This window comes from Clavibacter sp. (genome assembly GCF_014802555.1).
Taxonomy (GTDB): Bacteria; Actinomycetota; Actinomycetes; order Actinomycetales; family Microbacteriaceae; genus Clavibacter; species Clavibacter sepedonicus.
Genome location: NZ_JAAVCB010000050.1, coordinates 1 through 11566 on the forward strand (window position 1 = coordinate 1; position 11566 = coordinate 11566).

Sequence of the window (11566 nt, forward strand, 5' to 3'; positions counted from 1 at the left end):
CCGCGCCGCGACCTACCCTGCCTGGCTGCATCACTACAACCACCACCGCCCCCACACCGGCATCGGCGGACTCACGCCCGCCGAACGCGTTCACAACCTCACTGGGAACTACAACTAGGCCTCGGCGACGCTCCCGCGCAGCTTGTCGGTGAGTGCGCGCAGCGTGTTCAGCTCGTCCGGCGTGAGCGCCCCGCCCACGGTCGAGGCGATGGACTCCATGTGCACGCGCGCGACCGCGCGGAAGGCCGCGTCGCCGACGTCGGTGAGCCGCACGATGGTGGCCCGGCCGTCGCTCTCGTCGCCGCACTTGACGACGAGGCCCCGCGCCACGAGCCGGTCGATGAGCCGGCTCACGCTGGGCTGGGTCAGCAGCACATGCTGGTTGAGGTCGCGCAGGCGGAGGCGCCCCTCGGGCTGGCGCGAGATGTTGAACAGCACGTCGTACTCGTTGAACGAGAGCTCACGGCTGGGGAACTCGGCGGTGAGGCGTCGCATGACGCTGACCTGCGCGCGGAACAGGGACTCCCACGCCCGCACGGCGTCCGCTGTCTCGCCCACCAGGCCTCCTCGTCCGGTGCGCATCGCGATGTGGATCGGGCGCACGCATCCGACGGAAGTCTACTGAGCGGCGATCCCGGGAGTGCCCGGGGCGGATCCGCGCCGGACATGACTGAGGGCCGACCCCAGAGGCATGGGGCCGGCCCTCTCCCTTGCACCAGGAGTGTCCTGCAATCACATTCCGTCTCCACCGCCACAGCAAACGGTGGGACGACATGACTGTATAACGATCCCGTAACGCCCCGCTACCTCGAAGCGGCCCGATCTGCTGGGAGATCGCCGACAGCTCCGCAAGGGCAGGCTGAGCCCGAACGGCCGCCTCGGGGCGGCGCCTCAGAACAGGTCGGGCGACTGCGTGCTGGCGTGGTGGACGGCCACGTCCGCGTGCCGGTCGAAGCGGTAGCCGGCGCCCCGCACCGTGCGGACGATCTCCTCGTAGCGGCCGAGCTTGGAGCGCAGCCGGCGGACGTGCACGTCGATGGTGCGCTCGTTCGGCACGTCGTCCTCGTCCGCGGCGGACCACAGCGAGGAGATGAGCTCCGATCGCTCGATGGTGCGTCCCTCGCGGAGCACCAGGTACTGCAGGAGTTCGAACTCCTTGTAGGTGAGCGGGGCCGTCTCGCCGTCGAGCACGACGCGCTTGCGGGAGAGGTCGACCGTCACACCGCCGTCGACGCGGTCGTCGTCCTCGGGCTGCTCGCGGTGCTGGGCGACGGCCGCGGGATCCTGCAGCGCGAGCCGGACCACGTCGATGTCGCGGCCGCCGGCGCCCTCGGGGGCCAGGGCGACGGCGGCGTGCGTCTCGACGCCCGGGGCGAGCTCGGCGGCCAGGCGCTTGAGCGCGGCGACGACGGTACCGAGGTCGGTGCCGGCGGCGGACGCCTTCAGCTCGTCGAGGCCGACGTAGATGGCGAAGCCGCGAGCCTCGGTGCCCTCGGGCACGGCGCGCAGGCGGGCCGGACGAGCGGGCGCGGCGGACGTTGTGGTCGGTGCGGGGACGGCCTGCGGGCGGCGGAGCGGCGGGGCGAGCGGCGTCGCGGCGCGCAGCACGGGAGCGGCGGGAGCGGATCGGAGGGAGGTGCGGGCGGGGTCGATGGTCGCGAGCGACATGGCGGAGTCCTTGTGATGATGCGGGTGCGGCGCAGCTGGGTTGCGCGGGACCTCAGGGGAGTGCGAGACGCCTCAGGGGGCGGATGCGCCGAGGACGGCGAGGAGGGTCGGCGACGGACGCGTCGCGGGACCGCTCAGGCGAAGGTGGCGGCTCAGGCCGACATTCGACAGGACATCGCGACACGGCCGGGCATCATCATGCCGGCGACTCCCGAGGCCTCGGAGGAGGTCAGGACGTGCGCGTTCGGAGTCATGGGGAGAGCTTGCACGGATCCGTGCGCCCGTGTCAACAGCAGCGACCGGAATCGTGCGGGACGCGCAGGAATCGTGCGTGCACGGACAGCGGCGCCCATCTCCGCGGGGAGACGGACGCCGGATGGAGCGGGACGCGGGTCAGTGCGCGGCGGTGCCGTACAGGCGGTCGCCCGCGTCGCCGAGGCCCGGGATGATGTAGCCGACCTCGTCGAGCTTCTCGTCGAGCGCGCCCAGCACGATCGTGACCTCGCGGCCCGCGGTCGCCTCCTCGACGGCCTTCAGGCCCTCGGGCGCGGCGATGAGGCAGATGCAGGTGACGTCGACGGCGCCGCGGTCGAAGAGGTACTCGATGGCGGCGATGAGGGATCCGCCCGTGGCGAGCATGGGATCCACCACGAAGCACTGGCGGTTGGAGAGGTCGGTGGGGAGGCGCTCGGCGTAGATGTCCGGCTGCAGCGTCTCCTCGTTGCGCACCATGCCGAGGAAGCCGACCTCGGCGCTCGGCATGAGGCGCATCAGTCCGTCGAGCATGCCGAGCCCGGCGCGGAGGATGGGGACGACGAGCGGCTTCGGGTCGCTGAGGGTGAGGCCCTCCGCGGGGGCGACCGGCGTCTGCACCGTGATGGTCTCGACGCGGACGTCGCGGGTGGCCTCGTAGGCGAGGAGCGTGACGAGCTCGTCGGCCAGGCTGCGGAACACGGGGGAGGGGGTGGTGCGGTCCCGCAGCGCCGTCAGCTTGTGCGTGATGAGCGGGTGGTCGGCTACGTGGACTCGCATAGGCTCCATTCAACCAGCAAGGGGGATCGCGATTGGACCTGCCCGTCCCCGGCGACTACGAGCGCTGGATGGCCGTCGCGCTCGACGAGGCCCGGGCCTGCGCGGAGACCGGAGACGTGCCCGTGGGGGCGGTCGTGGTGGACGCGGCGGGGGTCGTCATCGGGCGCGGGCGCAACCTCCGCGAGGCCAGGCAGGATCCCACCGCGCACGCCGAGGTGGAGGCGCTGCGTGCTGCAGCCGAGGCGACCGGCGACCGGCACCTCGTGGGCGCGACGCTCGTGGTCACGCTCGAGCCGTGCGTGATGTGCGCGGGCGCGATACTCGCGGCCCGGGTGCCGCGCGTGGTGTTCGGCGCGTGGGACGAGAAGGCCGGCGCGGCCGGATCCCTGTACGACGTGCTGCGCGATCGCCGGCTGCCGCATCGCGCCGAGGTGTTCGCGGGTGTGCTCGCGGCCGAGTGCGCCGCTGTGCTCGACGACTTCTTCGCGGACCGTCGCGCCGACGCCTGATCCGGTGTCGGGATCGCCGCCCGCATGGAGGAGGCGAGTGCGGAGCCGGGCGCGGTGCCCGGATCAGCCTGCGCAGCCTACGCAGATGCGCCCCTGATGCGGCTGGTGCTGCTCGTGGTCCCGGCCCCCGTCGCGTCCGTCCCCCGCCCGAGCATGCCGGCGCTCCTGCGCCGTGAGGTCTCCGGCGGCGCGCTCCCCGGGCACGCGCGCGGGGGTGCCGGTCGGCGCGTGCCGGGTGTCCGCCTGGGCGGCGCCGGTCGCCGGGAGGAGCAGTCCCGGGGCGAGCGCCGTCGCCGCGGCCGCGGCCCTCATCGCACGCGTCAACTTCGGTCTCCTCTGTCGGCCGCGCCCCGAGCGGCGTGCTCGAGCGTCCGCGACGTGCGGGCCGCGTGACCCGTCCGGCCGTCATGGTCGCAGCGCGCACGCTGCGGCGGATCGGCCCCTGCACAGCGCGGGCGTCTCCACGGCGCCGCCGCGGGACGGGCGGATCAGCGCGTCGCGACCCGCACGTCGGGCTCGAGGTAGATGACGCGGGCGACCGGCACGGCCTCACGGACGCGGCGCTCGATCGCGTCGATCCCCGCGGCCAGGTCGCCGAGCGAGCTGGTGGCGGGCATCGCGATCTTGGCGGCGACGAGGAGCTCGTCTGGGCCGAGGTACAGCGTCTTCATGTGGATGATCGACTCGGCCTCGTGTCCGGAGGTGATGGCCGCGCGGATGGCAGCCAGGTCGGGCTTCGACGCGCCCTCGCCGACGAGGAGGCTGCTCATCTCGACCCCGAGGATCACCGCGACCGCCACCAGGAGCACGCCGATGAGGAGGGTGCCGATGCCGTCGTAGATCCCGTCGCCCGTGATGATCGAGGCCGTGACGCCGAGCAGCGCGAACACGAGGCCGGAGAGCGCGGCCGTGTCCTCGAGCAGCAGGACGGGGAGCTCCGGGCTCTTGGCGCGGCGCACGAACTGCACCCACGTCTGCGTGCCGCGCAGCGGGTTCGACTCCGTGATGGCCGTGCGCAGCGAGAACGACTCGAGGCCGATCGCGATGACGAGCACGACGATCGGCAGCCACGGCACGTCGAGCGGCTCCGGGTGCTCGATCTTGTGGATCCCCTCGTACAGCGAGTACACGCCGCCGACCGAGAACAGGATGATCGAGACGATGAACGCGTAGACGTAGCGGACCCGGCCGTAGCCGAAGGGGTGCTCCTCGTCCGCCATGCGCTTGGCGCGCTTGCCGCCGATGAGCAGAAGGATCTGGTTGCCGGAGTCGGCGAGCGAGTGGACGCCCTCGGCCAGCATCGAGGAGGAGCCCGAGAAGAACGCGGCGACGAACTTCGTGATCGCGATGCCGACGTTCGCGGCGAGGGCGGCGAAGATCGCCTTGCTGCCGTGGGATTCGCTCAAGGCCGGACCTCCTCGACCGGCGAGGCGGCTCGGGCCGCCCGGGCGCGCATGCCCCGGTCGCCTCAGCCTAGCCACGCGGCCGTCCCCGCCGACCGCCCGACCGCGCGGCACCTGATCCCTAGGATCGACGCATGCCCGACGCCTCCCACCCCGCCATGTCCGCTCCCGCCATGTCCGCTCCCGCCGAGGCCGTCCGCCTCCCGTCGCTCGCGATGCTCGGCACCGGATCCATGAACGGCGCCATCCTCGGCGGCCTGCTGCAGCCGGGCGTCGAGGTCGACGGCGACGTGCGCGTGACCACCCGCTCGGCGGCCAGCGCCGCGGCGCTCGGCGAGCGGGACGGCGTGGCGGCAGCGAGCGTCGAGGAGGACGCCGACGCGAACCGCCGCGCGGTCCGCGGCGCGCGCGTCGTCATCGTGGGCGTCAAGCCGCACATGGTGCCCGACCTGCTGCGCGAGATCGCGGACGACCTGGATGCCGGGGCGCTCGTGATCAGCGTGGCGGCCGGCGTCACGATCGCGACCTTCGAGTCGCTGCTGCCCGACCACGTGGCAGTGCTCCGCTCGATGCCGAACACGCCGTCGCTCGTCGGCCGCGGGGTCACCGGGCTCGCCGCGGGCACGCGCTCCACGCAGGAGGACCGCGCGCTCGCCCGGGCGGTGTTCGCGACCGTCGGCGACGTGGTCGAGGTGCCCGAGGAGCGCATCGACGCGCTCAGCACGATCTCCGGATCCGGCCCCGCCTACGTCTTCCTGCTCATCGAGGAGCTGACCCGCACCGCCGAGGCGAAGGGCTTCAGCCCCGACGAGGCGCGCGTGCTCGTGCAGGGCACGTTCCGCGGCGCGGTGGAGCTGCTCGCCGCGTCCGACGTGGATCCCGCCGAGCTCCGCCGCCGTGTCACGAGCCCCAAGGGCACGACCGAGCGGGCCGTCGAGGTGCTGCAGGCGGCTGGACTGTCCGGCCTCTTCGACCGCGCGACCGACGCCGCGCTCGCCCGGGCCCGCGAGCTCGCGGCCGGCTGATCCCGCGCCCGGCCAGGCCCGGCCCGACTTGCTCCGCCCGCCCGCGGGTCAGGACAGCGACGCGAACTTCTCGATGTCGGCCGACGTGCCCGACACGATGATGAGGTCGTGGTTCGAGACCAGCGTCTCCGAGGTGGCGTAGGTGAAGGGCTTGCCCGGCGTCTTCACGCCGACCACCGTGATCCGGTAGCGCCGCCGCACGGCCGACTCGAGCAGCGTCATCCCGCGGATGGGCTTCGGCGGGTACATCTTCGCGAGCACGAAGTCGTCGTCGAACTCGATGAAGTCGAGCATCCGCCCGGACACCAGGTGCGCCACGCGCTCGCCGGCCTCCGCCTCCGGGTAGATGACGTGGTTCGCGCCGATGCGCTCGAGGATCTTGCCGTGCGACTGGCTGATGGCCTTGGCCCAGATCTGCGGGATCTTCAGGTCCACCAGGTTCGCGGTGATGAGCACGCTCGCCTCGATGGACGACCCCACCGCGACGACCGCGATCGAGAAGTCCTTGGCGCCGAGCTGCTGCAGCGCCTCGATGTTGCGGGCGTCGGCCTGCACGGCGTGGGTGACCCGGTCGGACCACTTCTGCACGAGCCCCTCGCTCGCGTCGATCGCGAGCACCTCGCGGTCGAGCCGGGCGAGCTGGCCCGCGGTCGCGGCGCCGAAGCGGCCGAGCCCGATCACGAGCACGGGGGCGTTGTGGGGGATGCGTTCGCCCATGAGGGGCCTCTCTGATCGGGTCTCGCGGTGGTCGGATCGTGCCGGGTGCCGGCTCAGCCGACGATCGGCCGCTCCTCGGAGCGCTGGAAGAGCTGCCGGCGGGTGCTCGCGGCGAGGGCCGCCGCGAGCGTCACGGTGCCGACGCGCCCCAGGAACATGGTGGCCGCGAGCACGTACTTCGCGGGATCCGACGCCTCGGCCGTGAAGCCCGTGCTGAGCCCCGAGGTGGCGAACGCGCTGATGGCGTCGAAGAGCACGTAGTCGAGGCGCTCGCCGGAGATCTGCAGCAGCACGATGCTGCTGAGCGCCACAGTCGTCGCGCCCCAGAGCACGATGCTCACCGCGAGGCGGAGCACATCGCTCGGGATGCGGCGCTCGAACACCTCCATCGACTCGCTGCCGCGGGCCTCGGCGAAGGCCGCGAGGAACAGGATCGCCAGGGTCGTGACCTTGATGCCGCCTGCGGTCGACGCAGATCCGCCGCCGATGAACATGAGCATGTCCGTGACCAGCAGGCTCGCGTTGCCGAAGTCGGCCATGTCCAGCGTCGAGAAGCCGCCCGAGCGCGTCATCACGGAGAGGAACAGGGCCTGGAAGCCGTGCTGCACCGGGTCCATGAGCGCGAACGTCTTCGTGTTGTCCCACTCGAGCACGACGTAGGCGAGCGTGCCCAGCACGATGAGGATGAGCGACGTCCAGAGCGTGAGCTTCACGTGCACCGAGAAGCGCCGCGGCTTGCGCCAGCCGCGGTACACGGCGTAGATGACGGGGAAGCCGATGCTGCCGAGGAAGACGCCGATCATGAGCAGGCTGAGGAACCAGTAGTCCTGGTGGTAGAGCTCGAACCCGGCCTCGCTGAAGACGAAGCCCGTGTTCGTGAACGCCATGAGCGAGTAGTAGAAGGAGTCGAGCGCGGCCTGGCCGACGGGGATGCCCTCCAGCAGGATCCGCGGGAACAGCAGCGCCGCGATGGACAGCTCGATGACGAGGGCGCTGATCGCGACCGTGAGCAGCAGCGTGCCGATCTCGCCGAGCTTCACGGCCTGGCCCTCGGCGACGGGGCCGTGGTGGATCCGCAGCGGGTTGCTGTCGCTCGCCGCCATGAGCCGCGCCTTGAGCCCGAGGCGGCGCGACACGATGAGGCCCATGATCGACGCGAGGGTGAGCACGCCGATGCCGCCGATCTGCACGCCGAGCGCGATGAAGGCGTGGCCGAGCGGGGTCCAGTACGTGGCCATGTCGACCGTCGCGAGGCCCGTGACGCAGATGGCGGATACCGCCGTGAAGAGCGCGTCGGCGAAGGGCGCGGTGTCGCCGGTGGAGGTCATGCCGGGGAGCATGAGGATCGTCGTCAGCGTGAGGACGAGCGCGGCGAATATGAGGATCGCGAAGCGGGCCGGCGTGGAGTGCGCGAAGTAGTCGAGGAAGTCGCGGATGCGCCCGAGGAGGGGACGTCCGTGATCCGGCCTGACGCGCATGGTCCCCTGTCCGCTCCGAGAGGCGCAGTGGCCCGGATCGCCATGGTACTGCGAGCGCGGGACGGAATACCCTTCGGGCATGGCTGACATCTTCGACGTCGTGGCGGATCCCACGAGGCGCGACCTCCTCCGCGTGCTGCTCGACCGACGCGCGGTGCCCGAGGCGCCCACCGGGGAGATCAGCGTCTCGGAGCTCGTGCAGACGCTCGGGATCAGCCAGCCGACCGTGTCGAAGCACCTGCGCGTGCTGCGCGACAGCGACCTGGTCTCGGTTCGCGAGGAGGGGCAGCACCGCTACTACCGGCTGGAGTCCGCGCCGCTCGAGGCGCTGGACGCCTGGGTCGCGCCCTTCGTCGACGACGACCAGGACGAGGCCTCCGACGACGGGCACGCGGATCCCGACACGGGCCTGCTCGGCGGCGGCCTGTCCGCCGACCCCGACGGGGACGACGACGGCGATCCGGCCGGCTACCCGTTCGCCGCGTCCCTCGGCCGGATCTGGGCCGACACCCGCTACCAGGCGGCCGCCGCCGTGCACGACGCGACGCGCGTCGCGGGCAGCGCGGGCCAGGCGGGCCTCGGTCGGCTGCGCGGCAGGAAGCCGGGGAACTCGCGGGACGCGTGATGCAGGATGTGACACGATGGACACGCGTCCACCCGGACCCCTAGAATCGCGCACCAGCGCCCGCATCGCGGGGGCTACGAGGTCCGTGAGCCGGTCACGCAGAACGAGGAGTCGATCCGCCCATGTCGCGTGACCTGTCCGACGTCCGATTCCTCACGGTGGCCGAGGTGGCCGAGATGATGCGCGTCTCCAAGATGACCGTCTACCGCCTCGTGCACTCGGGCGACCTGCCCGCCATCCGCTTCGGCCGCTCGTTCCGCGTGCCCGAGTCCGCCGTGCTCGCCGCGATCGACCCGTCGAACGCGGTGCCCGGCCAGCCCGGGGAGGCCTCGCGTCACTCCGGCATGTCGGATGTCGGCTAGACTCCTCTGAGGCTATTTTCCGCGGGTCCTCCCAGTGCCCGCGTGTTCCGTCCGGCAACAGATGAGGTGCCCCTATGGGTTCAGTGATCAAGAAGCGTCGCAAGCGCATGGCGAAGAAGAAGCACCGCAAGCTGCTTCGCAAGACGCGCCACCAGCGCCGCAACAAGAAGTAGAGCGCACGCGTCCACGAGGGCGCCGCACGCGATCGAGAGGACGCCGGCCCGGTGACGGGGCGGCGTCCTCTTCGTGCGTCGAGGGTGCGGCGTTCGGGGTGCGGGGGCGTGCGGCCGATCAGTTCCGGGCGGGCCCGTCCGCCTGCGCGGCCTCGCGGCGCACGCGCCTGCGGGCGTCGCGGATGCTCTGGCGCCACAGCCGCATCGACGGCCAGCCGGATCCCCGCGCGTGGGCCGCGAGCGCCCGGTCCGGGTTCACCACGACCGGGCGCCCGACGAGCGAGAGCAGCGGGATGTCGTGGCGCGAGTCGGAGTACGCCCAGCACTCGGCGGCGTCCGCGCCTGTCCGCGCGAGGAGGCCCCGCGCGGCGGCGGCCTTGTGCGCGCCGTGCAGGAACTCGCCCTCGAGGCGGCCCGTGTACGCGCCGTCGCGCACCTGGAGCACGGTGCCGAGCGCTCCCGTGAGGCCGAGGCGCCGGGCGATGACGTCGGCCAGGAACGACGGCGACGCCGTGACCAGCCAGACCTGGTGGCCCTTCGCGAGGTGCTCCCGCGCCAGGCCGAGCGTCTCCGGCCAGACCATCGGCGCGGTGTGCTGCTCGTAGATGTCGTCCGCGAGCACCGCCATGTCGGCCACAGTGACGCCGGTCACGACCTCGAGGCCGCGGGCGCGCGCCGACGCGAGGTGCCGGTCGTTCTCGCCGCGCGCCTTGAAGCGCGCGTGCTTCCATCCGGACCCGACGATGTCGCGCACCGTGAGGAGGCCGGCCGAGCGGAGCCCGCGCACGAGATGGAACGCGCTCGCGCCGTGGATGAGGGTGTTGTCCACGTCGAAGAACGCGAGGATCGGGGTGCCCGCCTGCTCGACCATGATCGGGTCAGCGTAGGCGACGCTCCTGGGTCGGGTGGCGGGCAGGGCCGCGGGCGGGGCCATCCGCGGCCTCGCCTACGCTGGGCGGATGAGCGCAACGGTCCTCACCCTCGTCGGCAAGCCCGGCTGCCACCTCTGCGACGATGCGCGCGGGGTGGTGACGCAGGTGCTCGAGGGCCTCGACGCGACGCGCGCCGCCGAGGTGACGCTGGAGGAGCGCAGCATCCTCGACGACCCGGCGCTCGCGGACCGGTTCGCCGAGGAGATCCCCGTGCTGCTGATCGACGGTCGCGTGCACAACTACTGGCGCATCGACGCCGAACGGCTCCGGCAGGCGCTCGTCGAGCGCTGACCGTGGCCCGGTCGACTGCGGATAGGGTCGGTGCATGACCCTCCGCCACGTCGTCTCCTGGAAGCTCGCCGACCGTGATCCCGCCGCCATCGACCGCGACGCCGCGCGCATCGCGGAGGTGCTCGGGACGCTGCCCGGCCTCGTGCCCGGCATCCGCTCGTTCCAGGTGGGGCGCGACGTGGTCGGCTCCGCGCGCAGCCACGACGTGGTGCTGATCGCCGACTTCGACGACCGGGCCGCCCTCGACGCGTACGACGTGCACCCCGAGCACCAGCGCGTCGCCGCCGTCGTGCGCGGCCTCGTGGGCTCCGCGGCCTCGGTCGACTTCGAGGTGTGACTCCGGCCGCCGGCCCGCCCGCGACGTACGGGAGGATGGCCGGATGGGGGATGCCGTCGAGGTCGAGCGGGTGTCGGTGGTCGTCGACGGGATCCCGCTCCTGCATCCGACCGACCTGACGGCGGCGCCCGGCGAGGCCCTCGCGGTCACCGGGCCGAACGGCGCCGGGAAGACCACCCTGCTGCGGGTCGTCGCGGGGCTCACGCGGCCGAGCACGGGGACCGCGCGCGTGCAGGGCCGTCCGGTCGACGAACGCGACGCGGCCCTCCGGCGCGCGGTGTCGGGATCCATCGGGCACCCGCCCGTGGCGCGCGACCTGACGCTCGCCGAGCACCTCGCCGTCATCGCCGCGACGTGGGGGATGGACGCGTCGGCCGCCCGGGACCGCGCCGCGGTGCACCTCGAGCGGTGGCGGCTGGCGCCCCTCGCCCGCCGGTTCCCGCACGAGCTGTCGTCCGGGCAGTCGCAGCTCGCGGCGCTGGCGATGGCGACGGTGCGGCCCTACGACGTCCTGCTGCTCGACGAGCCGGAGCAGCGGCTCGATCCCGACCGGCTGCAGCTGGCGATCGGGATCCTCCGCGCCGAGCTCGAGGACGGCCGCGCGCTCGTGCTCGCCACCCACAGCCCGACGCTGCGCGAGGCGGTGGCGCACCGGTCGATCGCGCTCGTCGGCGACGCCGCGTGAGCACCCGGCGCGTCCTCCGCACGGTCCGGGCCCTGCGCCGCGAGCGTGGCGGCGCGACCCCGATGGACCTCGCCTACGTCCTGTACGCGGGGGCGCTCACGGTGCTCATCGTGGGGGTGCCGGTGCTGCGCGCCATCGTGCTGGAGCTCGCGGAGCCGGATGCGGCGGCCGCCCTCCGCGACCTCGGGCCGCAGGCTTCCGCCGCGGTCGTCGGCCTCGCGGCCACCACGCTCGTGATGGCCGGCGGCGCGCGGGGCCCGGCGCTGCTGTCCCCGTTCCTCACCGCGGCGCTCGCCGGCAGCGGGCTGGCGCGCCGGAGCGTGCTCGCG

16 protein-coding genes and 1 pseudogene are annotated in these 11566 nt (G+C 72.9%); 10 read left to right on the forward strand and 7 right to left on the reverse strand.

Annotation, left to right across the window (positions count from 1 at the left end):
• On the forward strand, positions 1-118 hold a 118-nt coding region (locus tag HDR73_RS05660; protein WP_287136286.1), incomplete at its 5' end, for an integrase core domain-containing protein.
• Here HDR73_RS05660 and HDR73_RS05665 read toward each other — a convergent pair.
• The 3 genes from HDR73_RS05665 to upp form a co-directional block, all read right to left on the reverse strand.
• Positions 115-582, reverse strand: a complete 468-nt coding sequence (locus tag HDR73_RS05665; protein WP_012299812.1) for a MarR family winged helix-turn-helix transcriptional regulator — start codon at positions 580-582, stop codon at positions 115-117. The genes HDR73_RS05660 and HDR73_RS05665 overlap by 4 nt on opposite strands.
• Positions 583-891: 309 nt before the next feature.
• Complete coding sequence (locus HDR73_RS05670; protein ID WP_041464688.1) at positions 892-1668, reverse strand: winged helix-turn-helix domain-containing protein; 777 nt, start codon at positions 1666-1668, stop codon at positions 892-894.
• 393 nt (positions 1669-2061) lie between these two features.
• Complete coding sequence (gene upp, locus HDR73_RS05675; protein ID WP_041464689.1) at positions 2062-2700, reverse strand: uracil phosphoribosyltransferase; 639 nt, start codon at positions 2698-2700, stop codon at positions 2062-2064.
• A 68-nt stretch (positions 2701-2768) separates the two neighbouring features.
• Between upp and tadA the strand changes: the two genes are divergently transcribed.
• Complete coding sequence (gene tadA, locus HDR73_RS05680) at positions 2769-3209, forward strand: tRNA adenosine(34) deaminase TadA (protein WP_174270100.1); 441 nt, start codon at positions 2769-2771, stop codon at positions 3207-3209.
• Positions 3210-3697: 488 nt separating this feature from the next.
• Here tadA and HDR73_RS05685 read toward each other — a convergent pair whose 3' ends face one another.
• Positions 3698-4615, reverse strand: a complete 918-nt coding sequence (locus HDR73_RS05685) for a cation diffusion facilitator family transporter (protein WP_041464691.1) — start codon at positions 4613-4615, stop codon at positions 3698-3700.
• Positions 4616-4746: 131 nt separating this feature from the next.
• Here HDR73_RS05685 and proC point away from each other — a divergent pair, with 131 nt between their 5' ends.
• Positions 4747-5637, forward strand: a complete 891-nt coding sequence (proC, locus tag HDR73_RS05690; protein WP_086935919.1) for a pyrroline-5-carboxylate reductase — start codon at positions 4747-4749, stop codon at positions 5635-5637.
• A gap of 48 nt (positions 5638-5685) precedes the next feature.
• Here proC and HDR73_RS05695 read toward each other — a convergent pair whose 3' ends face one another.
• Both HDR73_RS05695 and HDR73_RS05700 read right to left on the reverse strand, forming a co-directional pair.
• Positions 5686-6354 (reverse strand): potassium channel family protein, encoded by a 669-nt coding sequence (locus HDR73_RS05695; protein ID WP_012299818.1) that lies wholly within the window; start codon positions 6352-6354, stop codon positions 5686-5688.
• Positions 6355-6407: 53 nt separating this feature from the next.
• Positions 6408-7832: a TrkH family potassium uptake protein gene (locus HDR73_RS05700; protein ID WP_012299819.1), complete on the reverse strand. Its 1425-nt coding sequence runs from the start codon at positions 7830-7832 to the stop codon at positions 6408-6410.
• Between the two features lie 79 nt (positions 7833-7911).
• On the opposite strand from HDR73_RS05700, the gene HDR73_RS05705 reads away from it, so the two are divergent.
• The 3 genes from HDR73_RS05705 (at position 7912) to HDR73_RS05715 (ending at position 8992) form a co-directional block, all read left to right on the forward strand.
• Positions 7912-8457 carry an ArsR/SmtB family transcription factor gene (locus tag HDR73_RS05705; protein ID WP_012299820.1) on the forward strand — a complete coding sequence of 182 codons (546 nt, stop codon included), beginning with the start codon at positions 7912-7914 and terminating at the stop codon, positions 8455-8457.
• 122 nt (positions 8458-8579) lie between these two features.
• Positions 8580-8819 (forward strand): helix-turn-helix domain-containing protein, encoded by a 240-nt coding sequence (locus HDR73_RS05710; RefSeq protein WP_012299821.1) that lies wholly within the window; start codon positions 8580-8582, stop codon positions 8817-8819.
• A 74-nt stretch (positions 8820-8893) separates the two neighbouring features.
• Positions 8894-8992: a 30S ribosomal protein bS22 gene (locus HDR73_RS05715; RefSeq protein ID WP_003792170.1), complete on the forward strand. Its 99-nt coding sequence runs from the start codon at positions 8894-8896 to the stop codon at positions 8990-8992.
• 118 nt (positions 8993-9110) lie between these two features.
• Here the strand turns inward: HDR73_RS05715 and HDR73_RS05720 are convergent, their stop codons facing one another.
• A complete protein-coding gene (locus HDR73_RS05720; protein WP_223842656.1) occupies positions 9111-9926 on the reverse strand; it encodes an HAD family hydrolase in 816 nt (271 codons plus the stop codon).
• A gap of 25 nt (positions 9927-9951) precedes the next feature.
• On the opposite strand from HDR73_RS05720, the gene HDR73_RS05725 reads away from it, so the two are divergent.
• The 4 genes and pseudogenes from HDR73_RS05725 to HDR73_RS05740 form a co-directional block, all read left to right on the forward strand.
• On the forward strand, positions 9952-10215 hold the full coding sequence (locus HDR73_RS05725; protein ID WP_041465053.1) for a glutaredoxin family protein: 264 nt from the start codon (positions 9952-9954) through the stop codon (positions 10213-10215).
• 34 nt (positions 10216-10249) lie between these two features.
• A complete protein-coding gene (locus HDR73_RS05730) occupies positions 10250-10552 on the forward strand; it encodes a Dabb family protein (RefSeq protein WP_012299824.1) in 303 nt (100 codons plus the stop codon).
• A 43-nt stretch (positions 10553-10595) separates the two neighbouring features.
• The gene (locus HDR73_RS05735; protein ID WP_012299825.1) at positions 10596-11237 is read left to right on the forward strand and encodes an ABC transporter ATP-binding protein; all 642 of its coding nucleotides are present in this window, start codon (positions 10596-10598) and stop codon (positions 11235-11237) included.
• A pseudogene (locus HDR73_RS05740) lies at positions 11234-11566 on the forward strand (hypothetical protein); the annotation flags it as partial. The gene HDR73_RS05735 and the pseudogene HDR73_RS05740, both read left to right, overlap by 4 nt.